Origin of the sequence: Micromonospora sp. DT228, from assembly GCF_049841595.1 — a bacterium.
Taxonomy (GTDB): domain Bacteria; phylum Actinomycetota; class Actinomycetes; order Mycobacteriales; family Micromonosporaceae; genus Micromonospora.
Genome location: NZ_JBNCKO010000029.1, coordinates 21,613 through 37,459, shown reverse-complemented (window position 1 = coordinate 37,459; position 15,847 = coordinate 21,613). Strand labels below are relative to the sequence as shown.

At 69.4% G+C, this 15,847-nt stretch carries 13 protein-coding genes and 2 tRNA genes; 9 read left to right on the top strand and 6 right to left on the bottom strand.

The genetic code is table 11. The features are described from left to right. Positions 1–30 precede the first annotated feature (30 nt). A complete protein-coding gene (locus tag ACLQ29_RS33685) occupies positions 31–672 on the top strand; it encodes a hypothetical protein (RefSeq protein ID WP_425775408.1) in 642 nt (213 codons plus the stop codon). A 93-nt stretch (positions 673–765) separates the two neighbouring features. Beyond that, positions 766–1,650, top strand: a complete 885-nt coding sequence (locus ACLQ29_RS33680) for an SAM-dependent methyltransferase (protein WP_425775407.1) — start codon at positions 766–768, stop codon at positions 1,648–1,650. A 63-nt stretch (positions 1,651–1,713) separates the two neighbouring features. On the opposite strand, the gene ACLQ29_RS33675 is transcribed toward ACLQ29_RS33680, so the two are convergent. From ACLQ29_RS33675 to ACLQ29_RS33660, 4 genes are all read right to left on the bottom strand, one after another. Next, the gene (locus ACLQ29_RS33675) at positions 1,714–2,382 is read right to left on the bottom strand and encodes a lysophospholipid acyltransferase family protein (RefSeq protein ID WP_425775406.1); all 669 of its coding nucleotides are present in this window, start codon (positions 2,380–2,382) and stop codon (positions 1,714–1,716) included. Positions 2,383–2,397: 15 nt separating this feature from the next. Further along, positions 2,398–3,033 (bottom strand): DJ-1/PfpI family protein, encoded by a 636-nt coding sequence (locus ACLQ29_RS33670; RefSeq protein WP_425775405.1) that lies wholly within the window; start codon positions 3,031–3,033, stop codon positions 2,398–2,400. Positions 3,034–3,059: 26 nt separating this feature from the next. Continuing rightward, positions 3,060–3,650: a TetR/AcrR family transcriptional regulator gene (locus tag ACLQ29_RS33665; RefSeq protein ID WP_425775404.1), complete on the bottom strand. Its 591-nt coding sequence runs from the start codon at positions 3,648–3,650 to the stop codon at positions 3,060–3,062. Between the two features lie 282 nt (positions 3,651–3,932). Further along, entirely contained in the window at positions 3,933–4,865 is a 933-nt protein-coding gene (locus ACLQ29_RS33660) for a GNAT family N-acetyltransferase (RefSeq protein WP_425775403.1), read from the bottom strand. Between the two features lie 306 nt (positions 4,866–5,171). Here ACLQ29_RS33660 and ACLQ29_RS33655 point away from each other — a divergent pair, with 306 nt between their 5' ends. The 6 genes from ACLQ29_RS33655 (at position 5,172) to ACLQ29_RS33630 (ending at position 13,248) form a co-directional block, all read left to right on the top strand. Next, a complete protein-coding gene (locus ACLQ29_RS33655; protein ID WP_425775402.1) occupies positions 5,172–7,484 on the top strand; it encodes a hypothetical protein in 2,313 nt (770 codons plus the stop codon). 182 nt (positions 7,485–7,666) lie between these two features. Further along, positions 7,667–8,614, top strand: a complete 948-nt coding sequence (locus tag ACLQ29_RS33650) for an alpha/beta fold hydrolase (protein WP_425775401.1) — start codon at positions 7,667–7,669, stop codon at positions 8,612–8,614. A 231-nt stretch (positions 8,615–8,845) separates the two neighbouring features. Beyond that, positions 8,846–10,084: a sensor histidine kinase gene (locus tag ACLQ29_RS33645; protein ID WP_425775400.1), complete on the top strand. Its 1,239-nt coding sequence runs from the start codon at positions 8,846–8,848 to the stop codon at positions 10,082–10,084. Continuing rightward, positions 10,072–10,716 (top strand): response regulator transcription factor, encoded by a 645-nt coding sequence (locus ACLQ29_RS33640; RefSeq protein ID WP_425775399.1) that lies wholly within the window; start codon positions 10,072–10,074, stop codon positions 10,714–10,716. The genes ACLQ29_RS33645 and ACLQ29_RS33640 overlap by 13 nt, the downstream gene beginning before the upstream one ends. Positions 10,717–10,785: 69 nt before the next feature. Beyond that, positions 10,786–11,202 (top strand): hypothetical protein, encoded by a 417-nt coding sequence (locus ACLQ29_RS33635; RefSeq protein ID WP_425775398.1) that lies wholly within the window; start codon positions 10,786–10,788, stop codon positions 11,200–11,202. 1,050 nt (positions 11,203–12,252) lie between these two features. Next, positions 12,253–13,248 carry a M6 family metalloprotease domain-containing protein gene (locus tag ACLQ29_RS33630; protein WP_425775397.1) on the top strand — a complete coding sequence of 332 codons (996 nt, stop codon included), beginning with the start codon at positions 12,253–12,255 and terminating at the stop codon, positions 13,246–13,248. A gap of 520 nt (positions 13,249–13,768) precedes the next feature. Here the strand turns inward: ACLQ29_RS33630 and ACLQ29_RS33625 are convergent. Together ACLQ29_RS33625 and ACLQ29_RS33620 are read right to left on the bottom strand one after the other, a co-directional pair. Next, a tRNA-Arg gene (locus ACLQ29_RS33625) sits at positions 13,769–13,841 on the bottom strand. Positions 13,842–13,876: 35 nt separating this feature from the next. Then, positions 13,877–13,967 (bottom strand) — tRNA-Ser (locus tag ACLQ29_RS33620). Between the two features lie 146 nt (positions 13,968–14,113). Between ACLQ29_RS33620 and ACLQ29_RS33615 the strand changes: the two genes are divergently transcribed. Beyond that, the gene (locus ACLQ29_RS33615; RefSeq protein ID WP_425775396.1) at positions 14,114–15,844 is read left to right on the top strand and encodes a hypothetical protein; all 1,731 of its coding nucleotides are present in this window, start codon (positions 14,114–14,116) and stop codon (positions 15,842–15,844) included. Positions 15,845–15,847: the final 3 nt, after the last annotated feature.

The window sequence follows — 15,847 nt, the reverse complement described above, 5'->3', positions numbered from 1 at the left end:
CACGTCGGTCACTTCGCGTACGGTCATCAAATGGTCGTACGCCTCCTGGCGCTCCTCCGTCCGCCGCTTGTCGTCAGCGGATTCGTGGTTGCCCTCGTGCTGCTCGCCCTGGACGCGCGCCACGAATGGAGTGCGTACGGGCTGGTCCTGCTCTTCCTGGTGCTCGGTGCGCTTACCGCGATACCGGCGGCGCTTGTCGACTCACCGGGGTTCCGGCGGATCAGCCTGGTCACCCATGCCGTCGGGGCCGGCGTCGTCGCGTTGGCTCTCTATGACTCGGCGGACAAGCGGGCTCTCTGGGTGTACGCGCTGTCCGCCCTGGTGGCGGTGATCTCGCCGGCCAGCCGGCCAGGGCTTGGCCGGACGACAGTGATCGGCGTGGTTTCGGCGGTAGTGCTCACCATCGGCGTGGCGGCTCCCGCACTGGCCTGGGGTGGTCCTCAGCCCGAAGCGGTGGTCTGCGTGCGGCAGGGGGAGTCCGCTGATGAGCTGGTGCGCGAGAACCAGCGCTTCGACCCGCATCACGTGGTTGAGGGCTTCGGGTTCGAAGAGCTGCAACCATCGTGCCTGGAGGTGCTGTTCGATCCCGGTGCCACAGCTGACGACGCCGCGGACGTCGTCCGCCGCTACTCCGCAGACCCGCGGGTCGTGTCCGTCAGCCGGTCACGCTGACACTCCGCGCACAGGTGCGCCAGCCCGCCGCACGCGGCCAGGCGCCATCGCACGACGCCCCGGGCCAGAGCGCCACCGTGATAACTTCCGTCGATGAGCTCGACACCTGAGCGCGCCCCATCTGGCCACGTTGATCGCGTCGCCGACTACTACGACGACAACACGCGGCGGTTCCTCCTGGTCGCCGAGAGCCCCGGCAGTGACGCTATCCACCGTGGCGTGTGGACCCCGGATGTCGCGAACGCGGCAGAGGCCATGGACACCGTCAATCGCCTCATGATCGAGCGTGTCCGCGGGTACGTCCCCGTGGACGGCGCAAGGGTCCTCGACCTCGGCTGCGGCGTCGGTGGGACGATGGTTCGACTGGCCCACGAGGTGGACGGGCTCATCTCCGGGGTGACGATCAGCCGAGTGCAGGCCGACATCGCGGCGAAACGGTTCGCCCGCGAGGGACTAACCGACCGCTGTGACGTGATCTGTGCCGATTTCGCGGAACTGCCCGCCCGCCCGCACTACGACGCCATGGTCGCCGTGGAGGCTGTCGTCCACTCGCCATCACTGGAGAACCTGCTCCCGTCCCTGGTGGAACGGCTGCGCCCCGGAGGCCGCCTGATCCTGTGCGACGACTGGATGACCGACAAGGATCGCGGGCTCGCCGCGCGTGAGCGCTGCCTCGACCAGTTCCGCGCCGGGTGGCGGGTCGGAAGTTTGCACAGTGTGGCCGAGTTGGCCGCCATGTCCGAGTGCGCTGGCTTGCGCCTGGTCGAGGACCTGGATCTCACCCCATATCTGCGCCTCGGTCGGCCGCGCGACCGGTTGATCAAGCTGGCGGTGGGCGCTACGGCCGTCGTTCCACGGCTCCGCGAACGTATTGTGGAGATGCCCTTCTGGGCCAACATGATCGGCGGATCCGCGTTGCAGGTTGGATTGTCACGGCGCTGGCTGGAGTACCACCTGGTCGTGCTCGAAAAGGCATGACCTGACTCGCCGACATCGCGTGTCTGGGCCGATGCGAACTCGCTTGAGGCCCATCGTCAGTCGCTAGGCGCCTGTCGACAGTTCGTTGTAGCCGTTGGCCGGCTCCTGACCGGACAGGTCCTGGATCGCGGCCATGATTTCGTCGGTGACAGCGCGTCGGGTCTGGCCGTTACTGCCGGTCGGAGGCTGCGCGAAGTACAGCGGCGCGCCGAAGCGCACGGCTATCCGGCCGACTCGGGGGAGTCGGGCACCGACAGGCTGGATCCGGTCGGTGCCGAGGACGGCAACGGGGATGACCGGAGCGCCGGAGGCGAGCGCGAGCCAGGCGACGCCGGTACGGCCGCGGTAGATCCGCCCGTCGCGTGACCGGCTGCCTTCCGGGTGGATCCCGAAGGCTCGCCCGTCTGCGAGCACGTCGAGGGCGACCTGTAGCGATGTCTGGGCTGCGCGGTGGCCGCCTCGTTGCACCGGTATGGCGTTGATGCCGGTCAGGCAGGTGCGCGTGAGCCATCCCTTGATTCCGGGCTGTCGGAAGTACTCGGCCTTGGCGAGGAATGCGACAGGTCGCGGCGTCGCCAGTGGGATCACGACACTGTCGATGAAGGACAGGTGGTTGGCGGCCAGGATCACGGCGTCGCGCCGCGGGACGTTCTCGCTCCCCTCGATGACGGGCCGGTAGACCAGCCGGGCGAGCGGTGCGATCACCAGCCGCACGGTCGCTTGCAACAGCATGTGTCCCCTTCGCTGTCAGTAGAGGATGGCGTCGCGGCGGGCGCGCAGCGCGTCGACGATGCCACGGGGGGCCTGGTCGGGAGAACCGGCACGGTAGGGCGGTTGGGGATCGTATTCGTGGGCGAGCTGGATGGTCTGGGCGACGGTGTCGCCGGCGATGCGTCCGGCGAGGGTGAATGCCATGTCCAGGCCGGCGGAGACCCCGGCGGCGGTCAGGTACTTGCCGTCGACGACGACGCGTTCGGCGACCGGGACGACGCCCAGCGGCGACAGTTGGTCATGCGCCAGCCAGTGGGTGGTCGCCTGACGACCGGTGAGCAGACCAGCCCCGGCGAGCAGGAGCGATCCGCTGCACACCGACGCGGTCCAGGCGCTGTGCTCGTCCGCGGTGCGTAGCCACTGCCGTACCGGGCCATCGATCATCTGGGCGTGCCAGCCCGGCCCGCCCGGCACCACGATGACGTCTGGTCTCGGTACGTCGGCGAGGGTGGCGGTGGCGGTGAGACGCAGGGTGCCCACCTCGTTGACGACCGGACCCGAGTGCTGCCCGACGAAGACGGTCTCGGCGCCGGGCAGGTGGGACAGAACGTCGTAGGGCCCGACGGCGTCGAGTGCGGTGAACCGTTCGAAGAGAAGGATGGCGATCTGCATCTGGGCCGCTCCCGTGAGGTGGCTGATCAGAGGCTGCGTGTCGGCCGGAGATGCGCGTCCAGCGCGGCGTGCAGCAGCGATTCGGCATCGACGGTTTCCATCACCGTCTGCAGGCTGCCCCACAGCCAGAGCTGGGCGATGCCGTGCAGGTTGGCCCACAGTGCGCCGGCGACGACGGAAGGCGCCGGGCCGCCGGGCGGTGTGGGTAAGGCTCGGGTGACCAGGTCGACCAGAACTCCGAACAGGGGGCCGCTGGCCTCCCGCAGGCCCATGCCGTTGCCCCGCAACAGGTCGTGGCGGAACATCAGTTCGAACATGCCGCGGTTGGCCTGGGCGAACTCCAGGTACATCCGGCCCAGTGCGAGTAGCTGCCCGTACGGGTCCCCGTCGTCGCCGACCACGTCGGTGACCTGCCGGCCGAGGCGCAGATAGCCCTCCCGCGCGATGGCGGCCAGCAGGGCGTGGTGGCTGGGAAAGTAACGACGGGGCGCGCCATGCGACACCCCCGCTCGACGGGCGATCTCGCGCAGCGAGAGGGCTGGTGTGCCCTCTCGCGTCACGAGGTCGACACCAACCTCGACCAGGCGAGCGCGAAGACCTCCGTCCGACTCCGGCATAGACACTGTCTACCAGGTCGACGTAGACGCTGTCTATCGCGTCGCTCTCTCCTGCGATCCATAACTGCGGCGAGGCGGTCCGAGCTCGTGCGTCGCGATGTCGGCACCGGCCTCGTCTAGGGCGTGTGTCAAAGCCTTCGGTCGAGCCGAGGCGGAGTCCAGGCGGCGATCCGGCAAGGCGGAGATTCGTCCGGATACCGGTGTTGTATCCGGACGAATCTTCAACGCGGCCGGTCGTCGTCTGGGCCCGCCGCAGGCCGGCCAGGAGCTTTGACACAGGCCCTAGGGCTGGACGTCGTTGGAAAGGTTGATCCGGATCTCCGTGTTGCGGTATCCGGCACGACGGAAAGCGGCCGCCATAGGCGCGTTGCCCATGTCGGTGGTGGCGGTGATACGCGACTCCCCGTTGGTCGCGTGAAGGCGGGTGATCTCGGCGAGCACCTCGTCCACGTAGCCGCGCCCACGGAACTCCGGCACCACCCCGAGATAGCCGACGTTCACGCTGTACGGGGTCGCGGAGGGAATCGCCATGCCCGCCACCTCGCCCTCGCGCGTGTAGGCGATCCGCCACCACTCCCGCTTACCCGGCGCCCCGAGATAGAAGTCCATCTCTTCGCGCACGGTCGCGTCCACGCCCTTGGCGGCCAGGCTCGCCCGGGTCTGGGCATCCAGGCTGCCCTCGGCGATTCTCCTGAACACCGCGAGGAACTCCTCGTCGGAGGCCTCGGTGAACCGCAGCCTGCCGGCTGCGGGGGGCACCCCGTCGGCGGGTGCCCACTCGAACTGCAGCCGCTCCACCTCGCGGGTGAGGCCCGCCGCATGCGCCGCCGCCCGCCGCCACTCCACGGCCGCCAAGGTGGCCGGATCGTCACGCCAGCCACCGGTGACCTTGATCAGGTACTCCACCGGCTCCGGGAATCCGGCCAGCGCGGCCCGGATCAGCTCGGCGGCGACGGCGGCACGGTCGTCCACGGCTGGATCCACGTCGAGGCAGTCGAGCGCGACCGGATGCGGGCTGCCCTTCGGCCCCCACCACAGTGCCCGTCCCACGACCCGGCCGTCGTGCTCGGCGATCCACGTCCATTCCGGCCGGTACATCTCCTCGGCCAGTTCGGCCAGGTAACGGTCGGCGGGGATCCACCCCACGGGCTCGGTCACGATCCACGGGGTCACGCGGTCGAGGTCTGCGGGGGCGGTAGCGCGGTAGGAGATCACCTGCAGAGGCTAGCGAAGCTCAGCACCATGATTCGCGCGCGCCGAGCGGCTCCTCTGGTCCGGGGCCGACCGGCACTCACCGTACGGGCGGTAGTGAACTGTTCACCTTACGCTCTTGATTGATAAATCGAAGATCAGCTACATTCCCCACGCGGCGGTTGACACGCGGGTTGTCAGCACGGGGCGCCGCAGGTGCGTTGCACGGCGACAAGCCTGTCCGCCCCGGGTCCGCGTGTATGAGCGACCGTTTCACGGCGCGCTCCGAGCGGAAGGCGGGAACTGTCACCCATGATCCGAGCACAACGCTTGGTCTCCCTGTCGGCGGCGGCCCTCATGGCGCTGGCGGCCACAGTCGTCGTCGCCGCCGGCGCCGGTGCCGGTGCTGGTGCCGCCCCGGCGTCCGCTGACCCGGTGCAGTCGCGCTACCCCTACAGCAACCGTGACGTCGGCTTCTCCGAGGTCGGCTGGGACTTCAAAACCCCTGGCGGGATCGGCGACCATCTGGACCGCATGCAGGGGTTCGTCCCGGGCCGCACGCCGATCATCAGGGCATGGACCGACTTTCACACGTACGCGTCGAAAGATGACGCCACGGGTGCCATCACCATGGACTTCCGCCACCTCGACGAGTCGGTGATGGAGGCGCACCGCAAAGGCATGCGACCGCTCGTGACCCTGTTCGGCTCGCCCAGCTGGCTCAACGGCGGCCACTTCGGGACGGGCGACTCAACGCAGGACCCGCCGGAGACCTGGCTGCCGACGGACAGCGAGGGCTGGAAGACGCTCGTGGACCAGACGGTGCAGCACTACGGGCCGCCGCCGGGCTCGCCGCCCGGCACCCCGCCCATCGTCGACGCCTTCGAGATCTGGAACGAGCCGAACATCGACGGCTTCGGCAAGTACGACGGCGTGTACGGGGACGACGGCGTCATCCGGCCGGGGGACGGGCGCTACGACACGGGCGCCGACGCGACCGCGACACTGGCCCGGTACTGGGAGCTGGTCGAGATGGCGTCCACGGAGATCCGCGCCACGTGCGGCCAATGTTATGTGCTGGCCGGTGGGTCGGCGGGGCTCGGCGCGATTCACGGTGACGCGGCGAGGTCGCCGTCGGCGTGGCTGGACTGGGGGTACGCCCACGGTTACAAGGACACGTTCGACGCGGTCGCCCATCATCCGTACTCCGACATGCACGACGCCCCGGACACGCCGAAGTGTGGCGCGCCCTGGGAGAACCTGTTCGGACCGCCGGCCGATGACACGCCGGGGCGGATCTGTGGTGAGCTCGCTGCGGTCCGCGACGTGATGGTGCGGAGGGGCGACGCGGACAAGAAGATCTGGGGCACCGAGTGGGGCTACGGGCTGATCTACCCCAATCCCGCCTCGTGGTGGGCGGAGAAACGGGACCAGTTGGTCAAGGGCGTCCGGATGTGGCAGGCGCTGGACTACACCGGCCCGCTCGTCCTGTTCTCGTACCGCGACTCCGAAAACAACCCGTACGGCGTCGTCACCGAGAAGGGCTTCGTCAAGAAGGACGTGACGCTCTACGACGACCTGAGCCTGGCGTTCACAAACCCCGACCTGCGGGTGCCGTTCAAGTCGCAGAGCGGGATCGGCGGGTACGACCTGGCCGATCCCCGAGACCGGGTGGTGCCGTTCGACTACGAGCACACCGGCAAGCTCGATCACCTGCTGGTCTACCGGCCGGGCACCGGGATCGTGTACGTGCTGCGGCGAAAGGCGACAGTCGGCACCGAGCGGCCCAGCTTCGAGACGGTGTTCAGGTCTACGAACGGGATCGGCGGCTTCAATCTGAGCAGCACCAACGACCAGATCATCAGCTACGACTTCGCGCACACCGGCCGGCAGGACTACCTGGTGCTGTACCGGCCGGGGACGGGCGTTGTGCACGTCGTCGGCCACGCGTCGGACGGCAGCTTCTGGCCGGTGTTCACCTCGACAAGCGGCATCGGCGGCTACGACCTGTCGTCGCCGAAGGACCGGCTCGTGGCCTACGACTACGAGCACACCGGCAAGCTCGACCACCTCGTGGCGTACCGGCCCGGCGACAACGTGCTGTTCATCCTGCAGCACAGCGCCGCGGGGCCGTTCACGACGGTCGTCGGGTCGCATCAGGGCATCGACGGCTTTGCCCTGACCAGCCCGGACGACCAGGTCATCGCCTACGACTATGCGCACACCGGCAAGCAGGACGCCCTGCTGCTGTACCGCCCTGGCGCCCGGCTCGTCACCATCGTCGGGCACGCGGCCGGCAACACCTTCTGGCCGCACCTCATGTCGTCCAGCGGCATCGGCGGCTACGACCTCGCCGACCCACGGGACCGCATCGTCGCCTTCGACTACGCCCACACCGGCATGGCCGACCACCTCGCCGTCTACCGGCCCGGCACCGGCTACCTGGACGTGGTGCGGCACGACCCCACCGACACGTACTCGGCGGTCCACGTCTCCCACCAGGGCGTCGGCAGCGTCGGCTGGTTCGACCTGCGCAACGCCCAGGACCGGATCGTCGCCTATGACTTCGGGCATACCGGCAGCGCGGACCATCTGCTGCTGTACCGGCCCGGCGGGCGCGCCGTCACCATCGGCACGCGGTAGGACATGCCCTAGGACAGACCGGCGGCGGTGGGTCCCGGTGCGACCGGGGCCCACCGCCGACCGAGCGTCAGGCGTTCGGCAGGTGCGGCTCAGCCGGGCGCTGCGAGGGTAGGGGTAACTCCCAACCCGACTGGGCGGCAGCAGGATCGAGCAAGATCTAGAAACCGTGGAAGCTCATTTCCATGACCACGCAGAAGATCTCCCGATTCCGTCGGGCCGCCCTGGCCCTCGTCCTTCCCGTCGCCGTGATAGCGGCAGTCGCCGGGTGTGCTGACTCGGCTGCGCCGAAGGCCGCGCCCGCGGCCAGTTCGGTAGCCGCGGTTCCCTCGACCTCGACAAGCGCGGCCGGCCCGGCAGGTGCGGCCCCCGCAGCGGGCTTGCACATGATCGCCAACAACGGGCATCAGCTTGCCTTCCACGTCACGCCCGGAAATTCTCCCACCATCGTGCTGGACGCCGGCGGTGGCGAGGACTCCTCGTACTGGGATGCCCTGGTGCCGCAACTGTCGCAGGCCACCGGATCGCAGATCATCACCTACGACCGGGCCGGTCTGGGCGCCAGCGAGGAGGTGAAGGGCCAATGGGACCCCAAGGCCGCCGCCTCCGACCTGCAGGCCGGTCTGCGTGAACTCGGCGTCACCCAGAACGTGGTCCTCGCGGGCCACTCGCAGGCAGGAGAGGTGGCCCACTACTTCGTCCTCGCGAACCCCGGCGTTGTCTCCGGGGCGGTGCTGATCGATGCCAACGTGCCGCAATTCTTCACCGACACCCAGACCCAACGCCTCGTCGCGCTAACCACGCCACAGATCGAAGAGCTCAAGAAGGCGCCGTCGACGAAGGCGAACCGCCAGCTCATCGCCACGGCCGACAACTTCGGCCCCACGCACCAGGCGTACCACAAGGTCTCCTGGCCCGACGGCGTTCCCGTCATCTACATCGTGTCGGACAAGACGCCCTTCGATGGATCTCCGCAGGACGCTCAGGCCTGGCGCGACGCGGCAGCGGCGTTCACCAAGGCGGGGCCCGACCGCACACTCGTCATCGCCGAGGGAAGCTCGCACGACGTTCCCCAGGACAAGCCCGCCCTCGTGCTCAAGGAAATCCAACGGATGACCGCCACCGTCAAGTAAAGGCCATCGGGCCGACGGCTGACAGGACCGGCGAGCCTTGTCGACCGGCCGCTGCCGCGGCGTTCTCGGTCAACAAGTCTGCGGAGACGGCACGATGCGCAATGATGGGGTGAGATGACCGATAACAGCGGAACCGCACTGTCCGGCGGCTCCTCGCCCTCGCGGGAGGGCTCCGGGCCGGGTCGCCTCGCTCGCAGCGGTACGAATCCGCGCTCCGCGCTGGCCCAGCGGATGAGCCTGCTGGGCTGGTCGCTGGTGCTGCTGCCGGGCGCGGTCCTAGGTGCCGTGCTGGCCACACTCTGGATCGCCTCGATATCGGTCGCCGCGCTTGGCGTCGGAATCCCACTGACCCTGCTCGCGACCGTACTGGTGCGCTGGTTTGCCGACCTGCATCGCCAGTGGGCCGCCGACCGGCTCGGCGAACCGGTGCCCGCCCGGCCCTATCAGCGGACGCCGGACGCCGGGTGGCCGGTGCGGCTCTGGACGATCCTGCGTGACCCGGCGACGTGGCGGGACTGGATCTGGTTGGTGGTCAACTCGATCACCTTTTGGTTGGGTTGCGGACTGTCGCTGCTGTTATTCCTTTTCGGAGTCGTCTACCTGACCTATCCGCTCATCTACCAACTGACGCCTTCTCAGGTGTTCCGCACTCCGCTGGGGGAGGGCTTCCGGCTGCACAGCGTCGCGCAGTCGTTCGGTCTGGTACCGCTCGGCCCGGTTTTCCTCTTGCTCTGGTACGTCACTGCGGTGCGCCTCGCGAACCTCAACGCTCGGGTGATCCGCGCTCTGCTCGGCCCCACCGAACAGGCGCGCCTGCGGGCCCGCGTCCAACAGTTGGCGACCTCGCGAGCTGAGACCGTCGACACCCAGGCCGGTGAACTGCGCCGAATCGAACGCGACCTGCACGACGGCGCGCAGGCCCGGCTGGTGTCGCTGGGCATGAGCCTGGGCTTGGCCGAACAGTTACTGCCCAACGATCCGCAGGCCGTCCAGCAGTTGCTGGCCGAGGCCCGCGAGTCGACCTCCAGCGCTCTCGCCGAGCTGCGCGACCTGGTACGAGGCATCCATCCGCCGGTACTGGCCGACCGTGGCCTGGACGGCGCACTCAAGGCCTTGGCCCTGGCCAATCCGATCCCGACCACGGTGGTGACCCGCCTACCCGGACGGCTGCCGGCCCCGATCGAGTCCGCGGCCTACTTCGCCGTCGCCGAGGCCTTGTCGAACGCCATCAAGCACGCCCAGGCCCAGCAGATCCGGATCACCGTGGAGTTCGCACCCCACCGGGGCGGCGCTGCCGGGGAACTGACGATGCTGGTGTCCGACGACGGCCGTGGGGGTGCTTCGATCGATTCCGGCACGGGCCTGCGTGGCATCGTCCGTCGCCTGTCGGCCTTCGACGGCACGCTGACCGTTGACAGCCCGCCGGGCGGACCTACCGAGGTGAGGATGTCGCTGCCGTGCGTATCGTGATAGCCGAGGACCTCGCCCTGCTCCGCGAGGGCCTGATCAGGATCCTGCGGGCCAATTCATTCGAGGTCGTGGAAGCCGTTGACAACGGCCCCGCGCTGATCCGGTCGCTGACGACGCACCGCCCCGACGTCGCCATCGTCGACGTGCGATTGCCGCCGACCTTCACCGACGAGGGGCTGCGTTCCGCGATCGAGGCCCGCCGCCAGATTCCGGGGCTGCCCATCATGGTGCTGTCGCAGTATGTCGAGCAGATCTACGCCAGGGAGCTGATGTCAGATCGCGCGGGCGCGGTGGGCTACCTGTTGAAGGACCGGGTTACGGACGTCGACCAATTCGTCGCCAGTGTCCGGCAGGTCGCTACCGGCAGCACCGTTATGGACCCCGACGTGGTGAGTGCGCTACTCACCCACCGCTCCAGCGACCCTAAGCTCCTGGAGCTGAGCCCACGCGAGCATGAGGTCCTCAGCCTGATGGCGCAGGGCCGCTCGAACGCTGCGATCGCCGCCCGGATGTTCGTCACCGAGAAAACCGTCAGCAACCACAGCAACAGCATCTTCACCAAGCTCGGTCTCAAGCCCTCCGAGGACGACAACCGCCGCATCCTGGCGGTACTCGCCTACCTGGAAGGCTGAGTCCTTGGCCTCTGCCCCACCAAAGCCGAGCGTCCACAACGGACGGGGCTGGATCACTAAACTGCGGCAATGACGACGCCTGCCACAGGTCACGTGCCGCCGGGACTGTCCCGCTCTCTGCGGGTTCCGGTCTGGGCGCTGCTCCTCATGGTGGTCGCCGGCGTATTACTCGGCGGGGCGGCGACCTGGGGCATGACTGCCGACAATGGCAAGCCGGCCATCGTCCAGGGAACGGTGACCGCGGTGAACTCCGACGGTACGGCCATCGGCTTTACCGCCGACGGTGGGGTTCGCGACGGCGAGGGTCTACCGCTGGTAGCGGACATTCCTTGGACCGACGCCGCAGGCGAGACCTACGGCGGCATCCGTCCCACCTGCCTGGCCCCCGGCTCGTTTGGGCAGCGGGTGGAGCTCGCGATTCTCGCCAACCGCGACAGCGGCCATGGGCCGTCGAGGGTCGTGGTGTGGGTGCACTGCCTGGCCTAGGGCGTGTGTCAAAGCCCCTGGCCGGCCTGCGGCGGGCCCAGACGACGACCGGCCGCGTTGGAGATTGGTCCGGATACAACACCGGTATCCGGACCAATCTCCGCCTTGCCGGACCGCCGCCTGGACTCCGCCTCGGCTCGACCGAGGACTTTGACACACGCCCTAGAACGGATGGGCCCCGCCCCTGCCTTGCAAAGATCAAGACTTCTGTTCGGCCCATGTCGCCCATCGTCTCCGGCCTGCTCGTCCTGTCGGCTGACGCCGCCTTCGCCCTACCGCCGTCGACCGGCTTGGCTGCACGAATGGCTGTACGGATGCGGAATGCTTCCCTGTGTGGCGGGAGGAACGGTGGCAATCAACAAGCGGGGCAGTAGGCCGATCGTTGTCGATGACAAGGGCTATCGCTGGTTGATCCGTAGGAAGCCGACGTACTGCCAAGGCTTGACCTGGTCGCCGCTGAGCTTTGCCGTCGAACGGACGGACCCGCCACCGTTCGAGCGGACGCCATCACCTACACGTGCTGCCGGCACCGTCGGCTCGAAAGCCTCTGCGCGCAGCGAACACATGTCCCCGACCTGCTCCGCGATGGCCCAACCGTTGCGCTTGGGAACCCCAATGACCAGCGCCGAGAGATACCGACCCGCCTGCGTCCGCGTCCGAACGAAACACGACCGCAGCCGCCCCAGCAACTAGGCAATTTCTGCCGACGCGAACCCAGCAAACCCGTTGGCAGGATTGGCGCTAAGAGCATTTGGCGCTACGCATAGGAGGATCTGGATGCGAATGCTTCTCCGATCGAAGGCTGTCGCTGTCATCTCGGGGGCGGTCGCCGTCGCTCTCGGGATCACGGCGGTGCCGGCGGCATCGGCCCCGCCCACAGCCGGCCCGGCCGGGTCGAACCAGGCCGCGGCGGTTCCGGCGTCGCCGGCGGACTGCCTGTTACCAGCTGCGGACGTCTACAACGAGCATGAGGGACCGGCCGACTACGGACGCTGGCTCCAACCGACCGGTACGTTGCGGGGGATCGTACTGTTCGTAGGGTTTCCTGGTGTGACTCCGCCCGCTGGCGAGTTGGCGGAGCGGAAGAGCCTGCTGTCGGGGGCGCCGGCTTGGTTCAGCCAGTCCTCGTATGGCGGGGTGACGCTACAACTCACCTTCGACACGGTGTGGCGTCAGCTGCCGAACTCCCAGACCACGTACAGCGGATACAACGTGGACTTCAACGTCCAGCGGGCGTACGTGCAGGACGCGGTGAATGTCGCAGACCCGGCGATCAACTTCAGCCAGTACGACCTCGTTTACGTGGTGGCCCCGAGTAATGCGTCGTCGCTACCCAACTCGCCGTCGTTCATCGCGAGCGTGGGTTGGGGTGCGTGGGCCGACGGCGTCGAGCTGCGACACGGGGCTACGTTCGGACAGGACCTGTCCCACTGGGGCTACAAGGTCCTCAACCACGAGACGGGCCACGTCTTCGGGCTGCCGGACCTCTACGCGTACGCCGCCGACCAGCACCAGGCGGCCGGCGGCTGGGACCTGATGGGGCTCATCTCCGGTCCCGCGCCCGATCTGTTCGCCTGGCACAAGTGGAAGCTCGGCTGGCTGGCCGACACCCAGATCGTCTGCCAGGACGGCTCGGGTAGCACGCCCGCCACGCTGACGCCGCTGGGCGCGAGCGGCGGCACCAAGGCGCTGGTGGTCCGCACCGGCGAGCGCGACGCGGTCGTGGTCGAGAACCGGCAGGTCAGCCAGCTCGATGTGAGTTCTTCCTGCTTCCAACCGGGGGTGCTCGTGTACCGGGTGACCACGACGGTCGGCGGGGGCGGCATCCCGCCGGGCAGCAACACCCCCGTCCCGGACGGTCCGCGACCGATCCGCGTCGCCGACAGGCTGCCCAACTCGACGATCGCGGGCTGCGACGCGCGTGCGGCCGAACTCGCCAATGCCACCCTCACGGCCGTCAATCACGCCGTCACCGTCGCCGGCGTGACGGTCCGGGTGACCGGGCATTCCGGGTCCAACCGCAGCGTCCAGGTCACTGTTCCCTAACACACGGATAGCCGCTGGTCCGGCCCGCCTGGGATGCTTTCCGGGCGGGCCGGACGTGCCCGGGTCAGCCAGCCGAGAGTCGTACGCCGAGGCCAACGTGGCATGGGACCCGCGGCGAGACCTGTGGACTGCGCTGGACGAACATCGACCTCGACCACGGCGAACTGACCGTGGAGCGCAACCGCGCCACCGCCGGATACCAAAACGTCGAAGGCAGCCCCAAAACCCCCGCTGGCCACCGCACCATCGCCCTCGACAAACGCACAGTGCAGGTGTTGCGCGCGCACCGACGTCGGCGACTCGACGGGCCCGCAAGAACCGGCCGAACCCCCGACCGAAACGGGTGCACCCACCCCAGCTCACGGCACGAAGTCGCAGGTCAAGACGCCGAAGCGCGGCGGCAAGTCAACACAAACGACGACACCCACATCGCACCCACGTGACACCCACGGTCGCGAAGAGCCAGACAGCAAAAAGGGCCCGACCTACTCAACCGTAGGTCAGACCCTTGATGATCTTGTGCGCCCGAAGGGACTCGAACCCCTAACCTTCTGATCCGTAGTCAGATGCTCTATCCATTGAGCTACGGGCGCTCGTGCTCAGCCAGTCTACACACCCGGCTTTCGCGCGGAGACTCCGGGATTCGAACCCGGGAGGGGCTTTAAGACCCCAACCGCATTAGCAGTGCGGCGCCATAGACCAGACTAGGCGAAGTCTCCCCGGTGATCCGCAGACCACCGCGCCCGAGGATACAGGTCGCCACCCGCCCGGAGCAAAACGACTTCCGGGGTACGCCGACCAGGGCCGTCCCGCCCCCGTGTTTCGGCGCTGTGCGACGGCGTGATCGGGACTACGCTCCATCGATATGCAGGAGCAGCCGCCCAGCGAGTCGACCCGTCGAGAGCCTGCTGAACGAGCGCGCCGGCGCTCCCCGCGGCCCACCTTCACACCTCCGACCGCCGCCGAGCAGCCCGGGGAGACGGTGCCACCGTCGGCGGCCGCTCCGGCGAGCCCGCGCCCTCGACGGGCCAAGGCCGCCCCGGCGGTGCTCTTCCAGCCTCCGGAACCGGACCGCCCGCTGCCTCGGCAGCCGCGCCGATCGTCCCCCGCACCGAGCGCACCACCCGAGGACGCCGCACTCGGAACCGACCAGACCGGCCCATCCGAGGCAGCCCGGCCCGCCACCGAGCAGACCGGCCGACCCAGGAAGGCCACACCCGCCGCCGACCAGGCCGGCCCGCCGCAGGAGCCCGCACCCGCCGCCGACCGGACCGGCCCGGCCGACGAGACCCCACCCGCCGCTGACCAGCCCGGTCCGCCCGAGGAGACGCCGCCCGCCGCCGACCAGGCCGATTCAGCCGCCGCCGACCAGGCCGACCCAGCCGCAGGCGGTCGGCAACCATCCGCCGCAGCGTCGGCACGCACGCCGTCGGCTCGCGCCACCCCGCGTAAGGCCACCGCCCGGAAGGCCACGAAGTCGACCGCCACAGCCCCGGCTGCGCCCGCTGCGACCAACACGACGGACGGGCCGACCAGCCCGGCGCCAACCCCGGCCAGCGCGGCGGCCGCGCCGACCAGGAAGGCCACCTCGACCAGGAAGACCGCTCCCGCCGAGAAGGCAGCCAGCCCGACCACGAGCGCCGCCCCGACCGAGAGCGCCGCCGCGACCGAGAGCGCCGCCGCGACCACGCACGCGACCAGCCCAGCCACACGATCCGCCACCCCGGCCAGGCGCACTGCCTCGGCGGCCAAGCGCGCGGCGGCCCCGCGCCCAAGCGCCACATCCACGGAACCCACCCCGGCACCGCAACCCGCGGCGACCCCGCCCCAGAACGCCATATCCACCGAACCCACCCCGGCACCGCAACCCGCGGCGACCCCGCCCCAGAACGCCACACCCACCGAAACCACCCCGGCACCACAACCCACGGCGACCCCAGTGCTGGTCGGTGACCCGGTGCCGGGGCGTACCCCGGAATCGGAGTTGCGGGCGGTCGCCGCGCGCGTGCTCGATCACCCGGGCTTCGCGCCGGAGCTGTTGGCGCTTGCCGCGGTGCGGTCGCTCGGGCCCGGCGCGGCCGAGTGGGCCGCGCGGCTGCGGGACAGGTATCCGGACGCTCTGGCGGACGGCCTGGCCCGGATGGTGACCCGGCGGTACGTGCGGGCGGCGGGCGTGGGTGGGGCGACCGCGGCGCTTGCTGGCTTCTTCGCGCCGCTCGCCGAGCTGGCCTCGGTGTTGTGGACGCAGGCGAACCTGGTGTTGCACCTGGCAGCGGTGTACGGCAGGGATCCGGCGCATCCCGACCGGGCCGTCGAGCTGCTGGTGCTGACCCAGGTGCACCCGGACACGGCGAGCGCGCGGGAGGCCCTGACCGCGGCGCAGACGGCCGGCGATCCGATCGAGGGGGCGTGGCCGCGGGCCGCGGAGGCGGCTTGGCGGTTGGCCGCCCCGCTTGTCGCGCAGGCTGGCGGTTGGGTGGCGTTGCGGCTGGTGGCTCGGCTGCTGCCGGGTGCGGCGGTCCTCGCGGCGGCGCTGGGTGACGCGGCGGCGGCCGATCGGCTCGCCGCTCGGACGGTGGCCGTCTACCGGCGCTGATCC